Raw genomic sequence first — 17,462 nt, 5'->3', positions numbered from 1 at the left:
CCCACACAGACCATATATAAAGTGTCCGAACGGGATGCTTCTGATCCACATTACAACGCCCGGCCAAATTCACTGGCCGGGCGTTTTGTTTTGGCCGGGGCGTCGGGTAAGGGCAGGCGGATGAGACGGCCGGGACATATGGAAGTGTGGCTGGTCATCACCGGCTTCTACCGAGTCGCAGCGCATTTTGGTTGGGTAGGGCGGCGGAGTCGCCTCCGCGGAGTCGGCGGCCCGTCAAACTTCATCGAATGTGCGGTGTTTTGGGTCTGGAATGATGCGTTTTGGGCATGGGAATGTTTCACGTGAAACATTCGACGCTGTTTTGCGGTGTTTTATCGCATCCGACGCGGCCAAAAACGTAAAAGGACGAAAATCAAGACTGGTGTGTTTTTTGGGCTCGGCCTATAACTCAAATATGCAGACAATTTCCACACCCGTAAAAACATGGTTTGAGCAGGATTTGAATGTTTCACGTGAAACATTGGATCGCCTCAGCCAGTATGCAGACCTTGTCGTGAAGTGGCAGCCACGGATTAATATCGTTGGCGCCAGCACGGCCGAAGACGTTTGGGGACGTCATTTACAGGATTCTGCGCAGCTTTGGCCCTATGTTCAGGACATCGCCACAACCGGCAAAATCGTTGATTTTGGATCTGGTGCAGGGTTCCCGGGCATCGTTCTGGCGATCCTTGGCGCCAATAACGTCACCCTGATGGAATCCAACACCAAAAAGACGGTCTTCCTGATGGAAGCCGCCCGGGTTTGCGGTGTGCTGGATAAAACCGAGATTGCCCGCGAACGGATCGAGGCTGCGGCGCCACGGCAGGCCGATGTGATTACGGCGCGCGCCTTTGCCCCCTTGCCTAAGCTGTTGGAGTTGGGGCAGCGCCATTTGAAAGACGGTGGCCATTATGTGCTGCTGAAGGGACGTGCCTTTGAGGATGAGCTGGCGGACGCACGTGACGCCGGTTGGACATTTGATGTAACCACGCATGCCAGCCTGGTCGATCCGGACGGTGTCGTGATGATCTTAAAAGGAGTGGGCCGGTGACGGATGTTATTGATTTGCCGCTTTCGACGAAATCTGATGGTGCCGCGCATCGTCCGCGCATCATCGCCGTGGCCAACCAGAAAGGCGGTGTGGGCAAGACCACCACGACGATCAATCTGGCAACCGCACTGGCCGCGGTAAACCAGCGGGTTCTGATTGTCGATCTTGATCCGCAGGGCAACGCCAGTACCGGCTTGGGCCTGCGTCCGTCCGACCGCGAAATCAGTTCCTATGACGTGCTGATCAACGGCAATACCTTGGAAGAGGCGCGCAAGGAAACCTCGATCCCGCGGCTGAGCATTGTGCCGTCGGGCATGGATCTTTCGGGGGCGGAGATCGAGCTGGTCGATTTCGACCGTCGCGAGATGCAGCTTAAGGAATCGCTTGGCAAATTGCCGCACGATGTTGATTACGTCCTGATCGATTGCCCGCCGTCGCTGGGTCTTTTGACCCTGAATGCGCTGGTGGCATCCGACGCGGTTCTGGTGCCTTTGCAATGCGAATTCTTTGCCCTTGAAGGGGTCAGCCATCTGGTGCGGACCATCAAACGGGTCAAGAAGGCGTTCAATCCGAACCTTGAAATTCAGGGCATCGTGCTCACCATGTATGACAAGCGCAACAACCTGTCGGCACAAGTGGCCAACGACGTGCGCGATTATTTCGGGGATGTGGTGTATCGCACGGTGATTCCGCGCAATGTCCGCGTTTCCGAAGCCCCCAGCCACGGAACACCGGTGCTGGTCTATGATATGAAGTGCCCGGGTTCACGGGCCTATCTGAATCTTGCGAGCGAAGTCCTGAAACGCGAAGGGGTGAAAGCATGAGCGAAACAAAAAAACGCGGGTTGGGCAGGGGACTGTCTGCACTTCTGGGCGAAGAGGACGAAGAAGTTGCTGTTGCCGCCAGTGGCGATAGCGCCGAGGCGGTCCATCCGGGACCGGGCGGGACGACGCAACATATTGCGATCACCGATCTGAAACCGTCACCGTTTCAGCCGCGCAGCAATTTTGATGATGACGCGATTGATGATCTGGCGGCCTCGATCCGCCAAAAGGGCATCATTCAGCCGATTCTGGTGCGCGCATCTTCGACGGGCGAAACCAAATATGAAATCATCGCCGGTGAGCGTCGCTGGCGTGCGGCGCAGCGGGCACAGCTTCATGAAGTGCCGGTTCTGGTGCGCGAGTTTGATGATCGCGAAACCGCCGAGATTGCCCTGATTGAAAACCTGCAGCGTCAGGATCTGTCGCCGCTTGAAGAGGCGGAGGGCTATAACCGCCTGATGAGCGAGTTCTCCCACACGCAGGAAGCCCTTGGTCAGGCACTGGGTAAAAGCCGCAGCCACATTGCCAACAGCCTGCGTTTGCTGGGCCTGCCGGCCCCGATCAAACAGATGCTCTCAGACAAGGTTCTAAGCTCCGGCCATGCCCGTGCATTGCTGGGTGCGGACAATGCTGTCGAGCTTGCGGCCCAGATCGTCAAGAAGGGCCTGAATGTCCGTCAGGCGGAGAAACTGGTCAAGACCGACGGCGGCAAGTCTGCGCGTCCGAAGAAATCATCGGGCCGGTCTTCGATCGAGAAAGACCCAGATACGGTGTCTCTGGAGCGTGACCTTAGCAACATGTTGGGGTTGGCGGTCAATATCGACTTCGACGGATCGGCGGGTAAAATCTCGATCCGCTATGAAACGCTTGAGCAGCTTGATGACATCCTGCAGCGCCTGACGCATGGCAAGGCCGCCGACATTTCTGATGATGCCGATGCTGATGCTGCGCCCGGCCCGGATGAAAACGAGTTCGATTCGATGTTTATCGAAGATGACGAGTTTGAAGCCGAATCGGTCGATGACGCGGAAAACGAAGACGAGGATGCGCTGACCAGCGAGCTCGAATCGATTGCCGATGCGGTTGACGGCGGCCGTGATCTTGACGGGATCGATGACGACAGCCTGATGATCGACGATGAGCCCGAGGGCGATATGCCAATCGCGCAGGAAGAAGTCGACGAGGATGTGCTGGAGGAGGTTGCAGATGGCACGGGAAAAAAGCCGTAACCAAAACCAGCATGAAGGATCTTAATCGCGACAAGATCGATCAGCTTAAGAAGCTTAAAGAAGAAGAAGCAAAATCCCGCCGGGGAACGGTTGAGGTGAAGCGGATCCTTTAGATATTTAACGCGGTGCGGGTCTTATATCCCGGACCGCGTTTTTGCGTTTTGGTGCGTTTTGGACGCATTCCAGTCGGGTACGCCAATACGGCATTGGCCTTAATTACCAATTACCTTGATGGCGCTGAAGACTGGCGAATCGGGTTGGCGGTTAGCGTCTGACCTGTTTCTGGCGGGCAACCGCGACCTTGATCATGGCGCGGTGCGCAATGGTTTCGGGGATGGCCAGGCCGCTTTTGCAGTCCTTTTCGGCTTCCAGCAGGATTTGCAACGCACGCTGCAGGTTATTGACCGCCCAGTAATTCAGATTGGCGCGAAACTGATCGGCGGCCTTGAAAAACAGCGGCGGGCGGAGCGACTTCATCGCCTGATCGGCGCTGGCACCCTGGGACACCTGTCCCTTGACCAGATGAAGCTTCTGAAAATAGCTGATCATCATGCGCAATGCGCCGACCGGGTTGAGGCCTTCTTCGACCAGGCGGGTCAGGGCGGCATCAAGATTGACGACATTGCCCTGTGAGACGGCCTGAATGACATCGTCATAGTGGCGGGCGGAACTGTCGCCGACGCAGGCCATGGCGTCCGCCAGTGTGACCTGGCCGTCCTTCAGCGCATAGAGGGCGAGTTTTTCAAGCTCGCTTCGTGAAATCATGCGGTCAGACCCGAGATTGGCGACCAGATAGCTTGTCGCGTCGCGGTCAATGCGCAGTTTGTGTTCTTCCATGATCGACTGGATCAGGCTTTCGATGTCGCGCGCGCCATCGGCATAGCAGGGCAGGGCCATGCCATTGCCGGCCTTTTCGACTGCCTGACGCAGTTTGGAGCGAGTCGGAAGGCTTCCGGCCTCAATGACAATCAGGGCATCGCCGGCCGGATCACCCAGGAAATCTGCGATCACAGGCGCCTGTGCATCACCGATATCGCGGAGCCGGATCACACGGCGCCCGCCGCCAAAGCTCATGGCAGCAGCCTCGTCGCGCAGGCGGCTGGGATCTTCCTTGAGTTGGGCGGCGCCAAGCTCGATAACGCGGAAGGGATCCTTGAGATCCTCGACCACGGTTTTGGCCAGTTTGGTCGCACGTTCACGCACAAGGCCTTCGTCCTCGCCATAGATCAGGACCAGCTGCGCCTTCGCATCCGGGGCGCGCAAGAAGTTTTCAACCTGTGCTGCCTTGAGCTTCATGATGCGCCTTGTGGTTCGTTGGGGAGTGGGCGTGACGTGTAAAGGGTTCGGAGAAAGGCGTTATTGTGACCGCAGGCCAATCGCGACTTGGTTGGCCAGCTGCTGGGCGAGGTTGCGTGCGGCATCTCTGCGCGCGGCATTTTTGGCCTCGATGCTGGCAAAATCCGAATCGACGATGTTGTAGCTGGTGCGGGCGCGAACCGATCCTTTGCGGAGGACCTTGGTATCGGTTCGGCGGACCAGTTCGTATTGTGCGTTAATCAGGAAATCGGCAATCGTTGCCTCGTTTTCCTTGGTAAAGCCTTGCTCGCTTGTCGATTCGCTCAGGGTCAACTGTAGGTCATAGAGCGGGTTGGCACTTTGCCCGCGCGGGGTCAGCGTCTCTAGCAGGGCATTGCGGGTCAGTTGACCGACGCGGTCGTTGATCAGCGCGACTTTCACCTGGGCCATATTGGCTGCGGTGTTGTAGTCATCACCCGCTGTGGCATAGAGCGGGCGAAATCCGCAGGCGCTGAGCGTTGTCACGGCCAAGAGTGCGAGAATCGGAAAAACCGCGCGCAATGTCATTCAACTATACCTTCTTTATCATTGGTCCGGGACCGGCTGACTGGATCCTGTTCAATCCGGCCCTGGCGCCACAATAGTTCGGTTGCGATGAAAGGGCAAAACAGAGATAGGCTGTTCAGAAAAGAAATGTACAGCTTGGAATTGTCGGGCTCCTGCTGCACCTTTTTGAACAGATTACGCAGCTCGGCGATGGCAAGATTGTTTTTGCCGTTTCGTAATACCTCTGTCACCGCGTTCCGAGTATCCATGGTAGCCGTAAACTGTGGGCGCGAGTATCCCACACGCCAGACGTCACGTAACCAACGCCAATGACCAATCAGGCTGTTTTGTGTCAGGTGTAAGGGTCGGTGGGCTGGCACATCGGCTAGCAAAGCGAGTGACATGATATCGAACCCGACTTCATGATAGAGCTGTGCGCCATTGCCCACTGTTTCGTCGGTTGTTACCTTGGCAGGATGATCGCGCTGAGACGGGGGCGGCGAAAAATCCGGTGGTGATGCCTTAAGAACTGAGAAATAGAGTGCAGTGCGAATCGTCGCAAGACTGTCTGGTATCACCTCAAAAACATCACGTCGTTCTGCCGATACAACAAACCCCCAGTCGCATTGCAGCGAATGGGGGTTGTATTCAGACGATATGTAAAGTGTGTCTTGCGACATCAGCCTTATTGAGAATTCGCACTGTCAATGCGCAGTTGACGGGCGCGGGTCAGGATAGCGTCTTCCATCGAGGTGACAGTTCCCGGTTCAACAACCGCATCCTGCCACTGGTTAGGCCCGACATTGACCTGGCGGAAGACGGAAACCTTAATGGCATCCGAGCGCAGGGCTGTGCCAAGGATGTAGGCTGTCAGTTTGAAGCGTTCATCTGAAGATTCCGGCGGCGTGTACCAGTCGGTAATAATTACACCACCAAACGGATCAGCAGAATTCAAGGGCATGAAGGAGAGGGTATCAAGTGTCGCACGCCACAGGAAACTGTTCACACCGATGCCGGAACCGGAGCCTTCTTGCTTCTCTTCACCGCCGAAAATATTCAGTCCGTCCGATCCGAACAGTGAGCCTTGTTCCCTAATATCGTTGACTGTAGCACTTCTGCCATTGACACGTTGATCACCTGGTGCGGAACCGGGCATGTTTGCGTGGTCCGATTTACCCGCACAGCCGGACACGACGGCTAAAATAGATAAAATGCCCAGTGATTTCGCGAGATAAGTGTGCACGTTGCGAACCTTATTCAAGAGTGCCTTTCTAATACGTGACCGCACTATAAGGCGGTTGGGCCAAACGGCAAATAAAAACATGTGTGGTTTTTGTGCAACATTTTTAAACAAATGTCGCATTTTGATCACACTATGATTGACGGGGCAGCCAAATGCTGGCTCCATAGCGTCGAACCGGGCGGCAAAAGCTGTCCAAAATATTTGTATTGCGTAAAACGCATTCAAAGACGTTGAGGGAAAAGATGAAAAAGATTCTGGTAGCTTCCAGCGCACTTGTCGCTGTTGGTTTCGCAGGCGCAGCTCAGGCTTCTGAGCCGATCAGCCTGTCCGTAGGTGGTTACATGGAGCAGTGGGTAGGCGCTGCATCTGAAGAAAACCGCTTCGAAGCCAAAAACAAAATTCAGTCTGACACCGAAATCCACTTCTCGGGTTCGACCACCCTTGATAACGGTATTGAAGTTGGTGCTTCCATCGAACTCGAAGGCAACAACAGCAACGTTCGTAATTCGGCTGACGATGGTTCGTCTGGCGCAACCAACATTGACGAATCGTGGATGTATGTCAGCGGCGGCTTCGGTGAAGTTCGTCTCGGCGCGGAAGACGGCGCAGCAGCTGACATGGGCATCACCGCTCCGTCCGTTGGTCCGGTTGGCGCGAACGACGGCGACCTTGGCAACTGGGTAACCACCAACGCAATTCCGGACACCGTTCCGGCTGGTGGTGACTCCAAACGCGTTACCTACTACACCCCGACCCTTGGTGGCTTCAAAGCTGGTATCTCCTACGCAGACGACGACTCCTCCGAAAACAGCAACACCGTTGCAACCGGCGATAGCCGCGTTTCTGGTGGTCTTGAGTATCGTGGCGACTTCGACGGTGTTTCCGTTGGCGTTTCCCTCGTTGGTGAGAGCTTCCAGGAAGGCGAATGGTACGGCGTAGGCGCAACCGTTGGTTTCGGCAACTTCACCGTTGGTGCTTCTGTATCTGAAACCGATGGCGAATTCGGCGCTGGCGAGCCGGCTGCAGGTGCTAACAAGCTGGAAGATACCACCGATTTCGATATCGGCGTATCTTATGCGATGGACGCAGCTACCGTTTCCCTTACCTATGCATATGGTGAGAACGATGGTTCCGCGACCGTTTCGGGTGTTGACGAAATCAACACTGTTCATGCAGGTCTCGACTACACCCTCGGTGCAGGCGTTAGCTGGCGTTCGTCGATCTTCTGGTTCGACGATCAGGGCGAAAACCCGGGTGCTGCAGACGACAACGAAGGTTACGGTGTTGTTACCGGCTTCCGTCTTGGCTTCTAATCTTTCCTAAGATTAGACGACAGATTGAAGGGGGTGGATTTTCCACCCCCTTCTTTTTTTTGTTTTCTCGCCTGCCAATTCAGAGACGAACGCGTGTCTCCATCGAGCACAGTTGGGACGCTACGTAACAGCGTTAAAAACTCGGTCGTGATCAAAAACGCGGGGTGATGTCAAAGACGTCGTTCGTCTTGTCTCCGTCCAAGGTTCACCTTATCAATCGATATCAAGACTCAGATTTGTGAGAGAATCGAAACGTTATCATTAAATGACCATAAGTTAATTATGCGTGATTACAGAGAGTAATGTCGAGCGACGTACTAGGTAACTGACTGATATATACCCAACGAGTTACGGATTTCCCAACAGAAACGGCACACAAAAGTTGCAAAAATACAACACACCGTCGTTTAACTGACCACAATCCATTTATTATAATTGACCCTTATTCATTTCAATGGCCATATCACTCTCGACAGAACGAAGGGCCGTCCGGTTCACACCCCTTCGTCCCAAAACGTCATTCTATTGAGGGTTATGATGAAAAAGATTCTTTTTGCTTCCAGCGCACTCGTCGCTGTCGCAGCCGCAGGTACCGCGCAGGCTTCCGAGCCGATCAAGCTTTCGGTTGGTGGTTACATGGAACAGTGGGCTGGTGTAGCTGACCAGGATGTTGGCGAATCCAAGAACGCCTTCCAGTCCGACACCGAAGTTCACTTCTCGGGCAAAACCACGCTTGATAACGGCATCGAAGTTGGTGCGAAAATCGAACTCGAAGGCGAAACCTCGTCTGACCAGATTGATGAACAGTACCTGTACATCAATGGTGGCTTCGGTGAAGTACGCCTCGGCAAAGACGACAGCGCTGCTGACTCGATGGGCTTCACTGCACCGTCCGTTGGTCCGGTAGGCGTCAACGATGGCGACCTGACCAACTGGGTTGATGCATACCTGATCGATACCGTTCCGTCGAGCGGCGACCAGAAACGCTTCACCTACTACAGCCCGAACATCAGCGGCTTCCAGCTTGGTTTCTCTTATGCTGATGATAGCGGTTCGAACAACAACGACACCGCAACCGATGGCGATAACATCCTCTCGGCTGGCATCAACTACCAGGGCGAATTCGATGGTATCGCGCTCGGGTTCTCTGCAACTGGTGAAAACCAGGGCGAAGGCAATTGGTATGGCCTTGGTGCGACCGTTGGTTTCGGCAACTTCGTAGTCGGTACCTCCTGGGGTCACATCGAAGACGATTATGCACAGGGTGAAAACTCCCGCACCGGTGACGACACCGACGCATTTGACGTTGGCGTCTCCTATGCGATGGATGCAGCAACCGTCTCTTTGACCTATGGTTATGCGGAATACGGCAACCGCGACATCGACAGCTCCTCTGATGGCGTTGATCTGTCCGGTACCGGTGAAGTCAGCACGGTTGACCTCGGGATGTCCTATGCGCTTGGCGCAGGCGTTGCCTGGAAATCGTCAATCTTCTGGTTCGATGACGAATCCGATAACGCAGCGATCGCCGACAACGACGGTTACGGTGCGGTTACCGGTATCGCGCTTACCTTCTAATTCTTCGGAATTATGCAGGGCTTTGAAAGGGTGGCTTCGGCCGCCCTTTCTTTTTGTTTGTTTGGATCTTTGTCGATGTGATTAGCGCGAACGGATTACGCTTTTGGAGGGTTCAAGCTTTGGCGAGGTCTTGGGATATCAAGTCGCTGATTGCTGGAATGTCCGTTTCCAAACGGGCAACGCAGGGCACCGGTTTGTTTGTGACCAATGCCCGGGCCAATTCGGGATCACTTTTTTCGGGTGTGTCTGGCAGTGCCGTGATGGGGAGACCAAGACTTCCCATACAGCCAATTTTACCATCAGGTGTTGCGCGCAGTTTTGCCAGCCCGCAGGGGGCGCTGCAATGTGGTCCCGTGAAATCACTTTGCCACGCGCGTAAATTCGTATGTCGGCCCTGGAGCGTTTTGGCGTCTGCGGAACTGTAAAGGCCAATTCCCGGGGTCTGGAACAGCTTGGAAATGTGTGCGGGGCCGCTGTCGGCAACGACGAGGTAATCCTGCTGCCCGACAAATTTGACCAGATCGCCGATCGTCTTGAAGCCATCAATAACCCGAATGTTGCGACCTGTCCGGATCCCAAGATCACTCAACGCAGCCTTATAGTCCTTCATCACGCCTTGATAGGCATTCAGCACGATGGTGATGTCGCAATCTCGGTTGGTCAGCATCTTTGTGACTTCGCTGACCAGTTTGGGGGGCAGGGTGCGGAGCGGTGACGATGCCATGGGCACAATCCCGATTTTAAGCCGTGCTCCTGTTGGTAATTGCCGCTTTTCAAGCGGAATGGGGGAAATGCCAAAGGCCTCGCAGAGCGCCTCTTCCGGATTGACCGGCATGGTGGCGATATCACGCCAACCTTCCATTTCACTGAGATCAATGACGTGATCGAAACGTTTGAGCTGTGCGCTCGAGATAAACAGCTGAAAAATCTCGATTCCCTGCACCAGCACAAAGATGTCTGATGCGCTGCCAGCATTAAGGACGCCAATCCGGATATCGCCAAACCGTTTTTTGAGCGCCCGGAGAAACAGTGCCATGCCGACACAGTCGCCCAGCGCATCATCGGGGATCAGAAACAGCACTGATTTTCCGGAAAAATCCCGTTCGCCCCAGCCATCCCGTGGCAAAACCTGAAACCGATAATTGTCAGACTTGATCTTGACCCCGTCGGCCTTCGCCAGAACTTGCCGTCGCAGCAGCGATGTTGCCCGAGTGAAATAGATCGGGCTGTTGTCTGATGTCTGGGTAAGTCCGGAACTGACATTGGGCAGACCAAACTGAAACGGCTGTTTGGATGCAAAACGGGTGAATGTCTTGCGCGATGGGTGCGGGGCCCGGGGCATTTTGCGGGAGAACTCCGGTCAACGGGTGGACGGGGTGTTGGCACCAGAAAACCCGATCCCGGCGATGGAGGCAAGTGCGGACATCCGCAGTTTTTCGATTGTTTGCGCGGTGATCCCACCCAACCCAATCGGCGTGATGCCGAGCATGTGGCACATCCTTGATATTTGCCGGATATCAGTGCGTGACATCGGATTTGCGCCCGGATGACTTTGGGTAGGGAAAATCGGGGAAATCAGCACTCCATCGGGACGCGTTGCTTCAGGAATAAGATCAAGGCGTCGGATCGTTGTCAGCGCGTGGCAGGCAGATGTGCGCATAAAGTGTTCCGGAATTCGCTGATAAATACCGGGATCGGTCAGGGCGCGGTATTCCGGGAAATGCATGCCGTCGGCATCGAGCTTGAGCGCCAACGCGACATCGTTTGCCACCAGAAAGGGAATGCCCTTTGCGCGGCAGAGTGTGCGGAGTTTTGCACCGATCTTTGCACGCATCGGATGATCGTAATGGCGAAAAATGACCATGCTGTCGCGGGGGAGGGCGCGGATGGCGGGTTCCGGATCGGGTAATCTTTGATCATCGGTCATCAGAACAATTGGTGGAATCGGGCAATTCGGGCCGCCATTGCGCAGATTGAGCCTGCGTGCCTGCTTTAACAGGGCCTTATCCATTGATACACTCCCGACTTGGCAGCTATACCTGCCGTTCCTGAATGCGTTACCGATGAAGGACCACCCTCCATGAGCCATCATGATCAGTCATCTGGCAAAACCGATGTCGCCGACAACCTTGCCGAAATCCAGAGCAATATCAATGCGGCATGTGAAGCCGCCGATCGTGATCCGGGTGATGTGACGCTGGTTTGTGTCAGCAAGAACCATGATGCCGATCATGTGCGCAAGGCGCTTGTGGATGGTCGGCGTGTGTTTGGTGAAAACCGTGTGCAGGAAGCTGCCGGGAAATGGCCGGGATTGCGCGCCGAGTTTCCCGATATCGAGCTGCATCTGATCGGGCCGCTTCAGACCAACAAGGTCAAGGACGCGGTGGCCCTGTTTGACGTGATCGAGACGGTGGATCGCCCGAAACTGGCCAATGCATTGGCCAAACACCGCGATAAAACCGGTGCCTGCCCGGATCTGTTCATTCAGATCAATACTGGCGAGGAAGAACAAAAGGCCGGCATCGCGCCAAAGGATGCCGATGACTTCATCAAGATGTGCCGGGAAGAGCTTAAACTACCGATCATCGGCCTGATGTGCATTCCCCCGGTGGACGAAGAACCCGCACCGCATTTCACCCTGCTTGGCAAGATTGCTGATCGCCATGGTCTTAAAATCAAAAGCATGGGCATGAGTGGCGATTACGAGGCTGCAATCCGGTTTGGCGCCACCCATGTGCGGGTTGGGACGGCTATTTTTGGTTCCCGGGGCTATTGATTGGCCTTAAAAGGCCTAAATTTCGGTATCTCAATCGATATTCGGGGCAAAACCTGTAAAAAAGGCCGCGTTTTAGGTCGATTTTGTGTATTTAACGCCCGATTGCATGACTTGGGCTGCTCTGTGGATAATCAGGGCGATAACATAGACGCCGTAACCCGACATCTGTGACAAAAAAATCCCGCATCAGCGGGATTTTCTTTTTGTAGGCGATAAAATCAGTGTCTGATCAGGGGATGAGCTTGTAACCGCCCGGTTCGGTAATCAGGATCGCCGCGTTTGACGGGTCCTTTTCGATTTTCTGGCGCAGGCGATAAACGTGGGTTTCAAGCGTATGGGTGGTCACCCCGGCGTTATAGCCCCAGACTTCATCCAGCAGCGTTTCGCGGCTGACCGGTTTGTCGCCCGCCCGGAAGAGGAATTTCAGGATCGAGGTTTCCTTTTCCGTCAGGCGGACTTTTTTCTCGGTCGCGGTTTCAATCAGGATCTTGGCACTGGGCTGGAAGCTGTAGGGGCCGATGACAAAGACGGCATCTTCGCTTTGTTCATGCTGGCGGATATGGGCGCGAATGCGGGCCAAAAGCACATTGAGGCGAAACGGCTTGGTGACATAGTCATTGGCGCCCGATTCCAGACCCAGAATGGTGTCAGAGTCACTATTGGCGCCGGTGAGCATGATGATTGGCGATTTGACATTGGCGCGACGCATCAGTTTGCAGACATCGCGGCCATCCATATCGGGCAGGCCAACATCAAGCAGGATCACATCAAAATAGGAATCCTTGGCAAGATCGAGCGCTTCCTTGCCGCTGTTGGCAACCACGCATTCGAAATCTTCATGAAGTCTGAGCTGTTCCGTCAAAGACTGGCTGAGCGCTGCATCGTCCTCAACCACCAGAACCTGTTTACCTGTCGACATTCACCATCCCTTGCTGCTTGTCAGATCCGCCATCATATCCGGGGTCTGCGCCTGATGTTGATTTTACCGGCTTGTTTTTGTGGCGCTTTCGGGTCCGGCCCGCCATATATGCATTACGTATTCCGCGCTGAACCATAGGATCAGCATCTTAGGGTCAGGACCTGTTAATTTGGTTCGAATGGTCGCTCAGCTTTGTGCGGATACGCGGAGCAAAACCGCAGGAAGATATTTATCTTTCAAGGTTTTGCGACAAAGTAGGCCGTGCAAAGCTGAGCGATCCATAGGACAGAGTTTATATTTGCGAACTCCCGTGTCAAACCCCTTGCGCGGGATGCCGACCCGCCCTGCGGGATTTTCCTAGGATTTCACAAATATAAACTCTGCCATTCAAATCAAATTAACAGGTCCTGACCCTAAGTTGTATTTTCAAGAACAAACTGTTTTCTGTTTGGTCCTTTAACTCCCGGCCCAACCGGATTAGGTAGTAGGGGCGATTTGTCTGCTAAGTCGTGTCGTAAAATCTTGAAAGATGCGCGTCTTCCTGCGATTTTGCGCATCACCGACCAAGCAGGTTCGCATCGCCTGATGCGCTTATATGAATTAAACCGGGTCTTTATCCAGCCCCATAGCCACCGGATCGCGATGTTGTGATCACAAAGACAAGATGCCGATGACCCAAAGCTCCGCCGTGACGGCCCAAAATGACAGCAATCTGATCCCGGCAACCGATCTGGTAACGGTTTCCCGCGCCGTGGCAGATTTGCGCCGTGGCGAGATCGTCCTGGTTCAGGGGCATGACAATGGCGAAGCCCACAGCGTTGCGGTGATTGCCGCCGAGCCGCTTTCCCAGCATGGTCTGCAACGTCTTTGTGACATCGCCGGCAGTGACACCGCACCGGCAATCGTCCTGCCGCGTGTGCGGGCCAAATCGCTTGGTCAGACGGCCAAGGATGATCCGTTTGTCGCCTTTGTTTCTGCCGACCAATCGGCTGTTGATGCCAATCGTCTGGGTGAGATTGCCAATCCGTTGCTTGATCTTGATCAGCTTCCCAAGGGGGATTGGCGACCGGTCAGCATGGCGGAAAATGCGGCCATCCGGTTGGCAAAGCTTGCGCGGTTATTGCCCGCGGTTGTGACGGTGCCGGTCAGTGCCGATCAGCTCGAAACCCTTGCCCACGCGCAGAATTTGCTGGTGTTGCAGTCTGAAAGCATCAATGGCTATGAAAATGCCTCGGCAGCATCCTTGCGCCAGGTCAGCGAAGCGCGTGTACCCCTTGAAGATGCCGAAAACGTGACTGTGATTGCGTTTCGCCCGGAAGATGGCGGGCAGGAACATCTGGCCATCGTCATTGATGAACCGGTCAGGGACAAACCGGTGCTTATTCGCCTGCATTCGGAATGCTTTACCGGTGATCTGATCGGGTCGCTGCGCTGTGATTGCGGACCGCAGCTGCGCGGGGCCATTTCGGAAATTGCCAAAAGCGGGCAGGGCGGCATTGTGCTTTATCTGCGTCAGGAAGGGCGTGGCATCGGGCTTGTGAACAAGCTGCGCGCCTATGCCCTGCAGGATCGCGGGTTTGACACCCTTGATGCCAATGAGGAGCTTGGCTTTGACGCAGATGAACGCGTTTATCGCCCGGCGGCCGAAATGCTGCGTCAGATGGGCTTTGAAAGTGTGCGTTTGCTGACCAATAACCCCGAGAAGCTGACCGGCCTTGAAAGCTGGGGTGTCACGGTTTCCGAGCGTGTCCCGCATAAATTCCCGTCCAATGGTCATAACGAGTTTTATCTGCAGACCAAAAAGGACCGGGCAGGCCATTTATTCTAAGCCGCTTTGATAAGCTGCGGGCCTTAAAGATGCCGATGCTACCCGGCAGAAGATTCCGACAGGCAAGTCCGGCGAAATTCTTTCCCAAGAAAATCACGATAATTCAAAGCGTTAGAATACGCTAAAACTGGCACTCCTTTTGCAAAACAGTTGGCAAGAGGAGGACAGACATGTCGATTGGTGAAAATTGGCGGCAAATTTCGCCCGGTAGCCTATCCGGTAGCGCGGGCGGTGCAGGTGGCACAAATGGTGCGGCAAACGGCAAGTTTGCCCAGTCCAATGCTGCCGACCAGCTTTCTGGTACGTCCGAAGGCCGCACATTCTCGCAATATATGTTTGGCGAGGATGGCTTTGAATTCACCGATTTCCTCGATGTGATCAATCCCTTGCAACATATTCCCGGTGTCGGGATGATTTATCGCTCGCTCACCGGCGATGAGATCGGCAATGGCGCGCGCGTTGCGGGCGGTGGCCTGTTTGGCGGGGTGTTTGGCCTTGCCGGGGCGGCGATTGATGCCGTGGTCGATGCGGTCACAGGCGACGATACCGGCACCCACTTCATGGCGATGGTCGAAGACGGGTTTGGTGGCAGCGGCATTGATGATGGCACGGCGGTGGCCGATGCAGGCAATGCGAACGCGACCACCAAACAGGCAACCACGGTCGCGCAAAATGGCGCCTATCAGGGCGACCTGGTTCTGCCGTGGATGGCTGGCGCGCAATCACAATCTGTTAGCCCGGCCGAACAGGCCACCATTGTCCAGTCTGCGCCAACGGCCCCGGTTGATCAGGCCATGCTGGCATCAAATACCGCAACTGGCAGCACGGGCGTTCAGGCCTCTGATTTGAATGTGCCGTGGGCACAAGGTGCGCAAGGTGCACAAGGCGCGCAAGTTGCGCAGAACACACAGAATGCCTCGCCAGTTGCACAAGCTGCGCAAAGTGCAGCATCAAAACAGCCTGAGGCAGAACTTGCTTCGGCATCCGCCACACCCTCAACCGATCCAGCACAACTGACCGTTGCCATGGCATCGGCAGGAACGGCGAACCCGGTATCTGCCTTCAACCGGACTGTCGCATCCAATTCGACGGCAACCGAAACCGCGCGTCGCCCGGTCGCCAGCACCGGTGATGCCAATACCGTCTGGGCGCGTGCCGCCAGCAGCGGCCGGGTCAGCCGCCAGACCAACGGCATGGCCATTTCCGCTGAAATGGCCGCCCATGAAGCCAAATACGCCAAACTGAATGCCGTGAAGGCCGAGACCGCAGAACGCAAGGCCAGCGACATACAGACGACGTCGCCAGATGGCACGCCGTTGTCGGCAGCCGAAATGGCCGCACGCTTTAACGCTGCCCTTGGCCGTGACAAGGCACAAACCATGGCGGCAGATGCCGTTGCCAGCAACAACGCGGTGGCTGATGACCGCCCGGCAAATGCCTATGACGGATACGATGTCGCCAATGCAGATCGGGGTGGATCGGCCCATCTTGCCAGTGCACCGGCTGCTGACGCGCCTGCTGATCATCCGCTGTTGCAGCAGGCATCTGAAAACCTGAATGGCGATGCGCCAGTTGGGGCATGGTTCAGCCAGACGATGATGGATGGTCTGAAGAAATATCAGGCCATGCAACAGAAGCCTTCCCCGTCCGGGAATGCGATCTGATAAGGTACGTTTCGAAATCAAAACAAAAAAGCCCACCTGGTTTAAACCGGCGGGCTTTTTGATGTTCAGATGCTCTGACGTGATCAGCTGTTCAGGAAACCGACGATTTCCTTGACCTCTTTGAGGATCGGCTGGGCGATGGCGTTGGCACGCTCGGCACCCTTGGCCAGCACAGAGTCGATATAGGCCGGATCGGCTTTGAGGCGCGCCATTTCCTCGGTGATCGGTGCCAGATTTTCGACAACCACGTCGGTAAGTGCCTGTTTGAAGCCAGAGAACTGGGTGCCGCCATGTTCTGCCAGAACCGCATCGACCGTGCTGTCGGTCAGCGCGGCATAGATGGTGATCAGGTTCTTGGCTTCCGGGCGGCCTTCAAGACCGGCGACCTCGGAGGGTAGCGGTTCCGGATCGGTTTTTGCCTTGCGGATTTTTTTGGCGAGCGTCTCGGCATCGTCTGTCATGTTGATGCGCGACATATCGGACGCATCGGACTTTGACATCTTTTTCGAACCGTCACGCAACGACATCACACGCGTTGCCGGACCCAGAATCAGCGGTTCGGGCTGCGGGAAGAAGCCTTCGACCTCGTAATCGGTGTTGAACTTCAACGCGATATCGCGTGCCAGTTCAAGATGCTGTTTCTGGTCTTCGCCGACCGGTACATGGGTCGCCTTATAGGCCAGAATGTCAGCCGCCATCAGGCTTGGATAAGCGTAAAGGCCGAGAGACGCGTTTTCACGATGCTTGCCCGCCTTTTCCTTGAACTGGGTCATGCGGTTCATCCAGCCGATGCGCGCGACACAGTTAAAGATCCAGGCCAGTTCGGCATGGGCGGAAACCTGACTTTGGTTAAACAGCACCTGATTTTCCGGATCAATGCCCGAAGCAATCATGCTGGCAGCCAGTTCGCGAATGTTGGAACGCAGTTCCTTGGGGTCTTGCCAGACCGTGATGGCATGCATATCGACCACGCAGAAGATGCATTCATATTTCTTCTGCAGTTCGACCCAGTTGCGGATCGCGCCAAGATAGTTGCCAAGGTGAAGGTTACCGGTGGGCTGAGCGCCCGAAAACACACGTTCCATAACGTCGTCGTCCATTTCAATTTATGTTTAACAGGGCCTGCATACTCCGCCAGGTTTTGGACACCCGCCGGCGGACGAGCATGCAAGCAAACAGCGCGCGAGTTTAGGGT

Annotated in this window: 16 protein-coding genes; 8 read left to right on the top strand and 8 right to left on the bottom strand. The window is 55.2% G+C overall.

The features are described 5' to 3' along the window. Positions 1-460 precede the first annotated feature (460 nt). From rsmG to TH4_RS05260, 3 genes are read left to right on the top strand one after another with little or no spacing between them, the layout of a single operon-like run. Complete coding sequence (rsmG, locus tag TH4_RS05270; RefSeq protein ID WP_245227746.1) at positions 461-1,051, top strand: 16S rRNA (guanine(527)-N(7))-methyltransferase RsmG; 591 nt, start codon at positions 461-463, stop codon at positions 1,049-1,051. Next, positions 1,048-1,875, top strand: coding sequence for a ParA family protein (locus tag TH4_RS05265; RefSeq protein WP_008888748.1), 828 nt, complete (start codon positions 1,048-1,050; stop codon positions 1,873-1,875). Before rsmG ends, TH4_RS05265 begins: the two co-directional genes overlap by 4 nt. Beyond that, entirely contained in the window at positions 1,872-3,104 is a 1,233-nt protein-coding gene (locus TH4_RS05260; protein WP_064780215.1) for a ParB/RepB/Spo0J family partition protein, read from the top strand. Before TH4_RS05265 ends, TH4_RS05260 begins: the two co-directional genes overlap by 4 nt. 264 nt (positions 3,105-3,368) lie before the next feature. On the opposite strand, the gene holA is transcribed toward TH4_RS05260, so the two are convergent. From holA to TH4_RS05240, 4 genes are read right to left on the bottom strand one after another with little or no spacing between them, the layout of a single operon-like run. Next, positions 3,369-4,400, bottom strand: coding sequence for a DNA polymerase III subunit delta (gene holA, locus TH4_RS05255; RefSeq protein WP_064780214.1), 1,032 nt, complete (start codon positions 4,398-4,400; stop codon positions 3,369-3,371). Positions 4,401-4,460: 60 nt separating this feature from the next. Further along, positions 4,461-4,967, bottom strand: a complete 507-nt coding sequence (locus tag TH4_RS05250) for an LPS assembly lipoprotein LptE (RefSeq protein ID WP_064780213.1) — start codon at positions 4,965-4,967, stop codon at positions 4,461-4,463. Continuing rightward, the gene (locus TH4_RS05245) at positions 4,964-5,626 is read right to left on the bottom strand and encodes a hypothetical protein (RefSeq protein ID WP_064780212.1); all 663 of its coding nucleotides are present in this window, start codon (positions 5,624-5,626) and stop codon (positions 4,964-4,966) included. Before TH4_RS05245 ends, TH4_RS05250 begins: the two co-directional genes overlap by 4 nt. 5 nt (positions 5,627-5,631) lie before the next feature. Then, positions 5,632-6,354, bottom strand: a complete 723-nt coding sequence (locus TH4_RS05240) for a DUF3576 domain-containing protein (protein ID WP_425337454.1) — start codon at positions 6,352-6,354, stop codon at positions 5,632-5,634. A gap of 77 nt (positions 6,355-6,431) precedes the next feature. On the opposite strand from TH4_RS05240, the gene TH4_RS05235 reads away from it, so the two are divergent. Then, the gene (locus TH4_RS05235; protein WP_064780211.1) at positions 6,432-7,502 is read left to right on the top strand and encodes a porin; all 1,071 of its coding nucleotides are present in this window, start codon (positions 6,432-6,434) and stop codon (positions 7,500-7,502) included. A gap of 537 nt (positions 7,503-8,039) precedes the next feature. Further along, positions 8,040-9,080 carry a porin gene (locus TH4_RS05230; RefSeq protein ID WP_064780465.1) on the top strand — a complete coding sequence of 347 codons (1,041 nt, stop codon included), beginning with the start codon at positions 8,040-8,042 and terminating at the stop codon, positions 9,078-9,080. Positions 9,081-9,192: 112 nt separating this feature from the next. Here TH4_RS05230 and TH4_RS05225 read toward each other — a convergent pair whose 3' ends face one another. Continuing rightward, on the bottom strand, positions 9,193-10,422 hold the full coding sequence (locus TH4_RS05225) for a glycosyltransferase family 9 protein (RefSeq protein WP_064780210.1): 1,230 nt from the start codon (positions 10,420-10,422) through the stop codon (positions 9,193-9,195). 18 nt (positions 10,423-10,440) lie between these two features. After that, on the bottom strand, positions 10,441-11,091 hold the full coding sequence (locus TH4_RS05220) for a thiamine phosphate synthase (protein ID WP_064780209.1): 651 nt from the start codon (positions 11,089-11,091) through the stop codon (positions 10,441-10,443). A gap of 69 nt (positions 11,092-11,160) precedes the next feature. On the opposite strand from TH4_RS05220, the gene TH4_RS05215 reads away from it, so the two are divergent. Further along, positions 11,161-11,856, top strand: a complete 696-nt coding sequence (locus TH4_RS05215; RefSeq protein WP_064780208.1) for a YggS family pyridoxal phosphate-dependent enzyme — start codon at positions 11,161-11,163, stop codon at positions 11,854-11,856. Between the two features lie 229 nt (positions 11,857-12,085). Here the strand turns inward: TH4_RS05215 and TH4_RS05210 are convergent, their stop codons facing one another. After that, on the bottom strand, positions 12,086-12,775 hold the full coding sequence (locus tag TH4_RS05210; RefSeq protein WP_008888737.1) for a response regulator transcription factor: 690 nt from the start codon (positions 12,773-12,775) through the stop codon (positions 12,086-12,088). Between the two features lie 670 nt (positions 12,776-13,445). On the opposite strand from TH4_RS05210, the gene ribA reads away from it, so the two are divergent. After that, positions 13,446-14,603, top strand: a complete 1,158-nt coding sequence (gene ribA, locus TH4_RS05205; protein ID WP_064780464.1) for a GTP cyclohydrolase II — start codon at positions 13,446-13,448, stop codon at positions 14,601-14,603. 170 nt (positions 14,604-14,773) lie between these two features. After that, complete coding sequence (locus TH4_RS05200; protein WP_064780207.1) at positions 14,774-16,267, top strand: hypothetical protein; 1,494 nt, start codon at positions 14,774-14,776, stop codon at positions 16,265-16,267. Between the two features lie 83 nt (positions 16,268-16,350). On the opposite strand, the gene trpS is transcribed toward TH4_RS05200, so the two are convergent. Beyond that, positions 16,351-17,352 carry a tryptophan--tRNA ligase gene (gene trpS / locus TH4_RS05195; protein ID WP_008888734.1) on the bottom strand — a complete coding sequence of 334 codons (1,002 nt, stop codon included), beginning with the start codon at positions 17,350-17,352 and terminating at the stop codon, positions 16,351-16,353. Positions 17,353-17,462 lie beyond the last annotated feature (110 nt).

Source organism: Thalassospira tepidiphila MCCC 1A03514 (assembly GCF_001662875.1).
Lineage (GTDB): Bacteria > Pseudomonadota > Alphaproteobacteria > Rhodospirillales > Thalassospiraceae > Thalassospira > Thalassospira tepidiphila.
Note: the sequence above shows the minus strand (reverse complement) of the source record. Positions and strands in the feature narration are given on the sequence as shown.

Coding starts and splice junctions, on each gene's coding strand:
- TH4_RS05225 (WP_064780210.1), bottom strand. CDS start 10,422: ATGCCCCGGGCCCCGCACCCATCGCGCAAGACATTCACCCGTTTTGCA.
- trpS (WP_008888734.1), bottom strand. CDS start 17,352: ATGGAACGTGTGTTTTCGGGCGCTCAGCCCACCGGTAACCTTCACCTT.
- TH4_RS05250 (WP_064780213.1), bottom strand. CDS start 4,967: ATGACATTGCGCGCGGTTTTTCCGATTCTCGCACTCTTGGCCGTGACA.
- holA (WP_064780214.1), bottom strand. CDS start 4,400: ATGAAGCTCAAGGCAGCACAGGTTGAAAACTTCTTGCGCGCCCCGGAT.
- TH4_RS05235 (WP_064780211.1), top strand. CDS start 6,432: ATGAAAAAGATTCTGGTAGCTTCCAGCGCACTTGTCGCTGTTGGTTTC.
- TH4_RS05245 (WP_064780212.1), bottom strand. CDS start 5,626: ATGTCGCAAGACACACTTTACATATCGTCTGAATACAACCCCCATTCG.
- TH4_RS05215 (WP_064780208.1), top strand. CDS start 11,161: ATGAGCCATCATGATCAGTCATCTGGCAAAACCGATGTCGCCGACAAC.
- TH4_RS05230 (WP_064780465.1), top strand. CDS start 8,040: ATGAAAAAGATTCTTTTTGCTTCCAGCGCACTCGTCGCTGTCGCAGCC.
- ribA (WP_064780464.1), top strand. CDS start 13,446: ATGACCCAAAGCTCCGCCGTGACGGCCCAAAATGACAGCAATCTGATC.
- TH4_RS05210 (WP_008888737.1), bottom strand. CDS start 12,775: ATGTCGACAGGTAAACAGGTTCTGGTGGTTGAGGACGATGCAGCGCTC.
- TH4_RS05240 (WP_425337454.1), bottom strand. CDS start 6,354: ATGGAGCCAGCATTTGGCTGCCCCGTCAATCATAGTGTGATCAAAATG.
- TH4_RS05260 (WP_064780215.1), top strand. CDS start 1,872: ATGAGCGAAACAAAAAAACGCGGGTTGGGCAGGGGACTGTCTGCACTT.
- TH4_RS05220 (WP_064780209.1), bottom strand. CDS start 11,091: ATGGATAAGGCCCTGTTAAAGCAGGCACGCAGGCTCAATCTGCGCAAT.
- TH4_RS05200 (WP_064780207.1), top strand. CDS start 14,774: ATGTCGATTGGTGAAAATTGGCGGCAAATTTCGCCCGGTAGCCTATCC.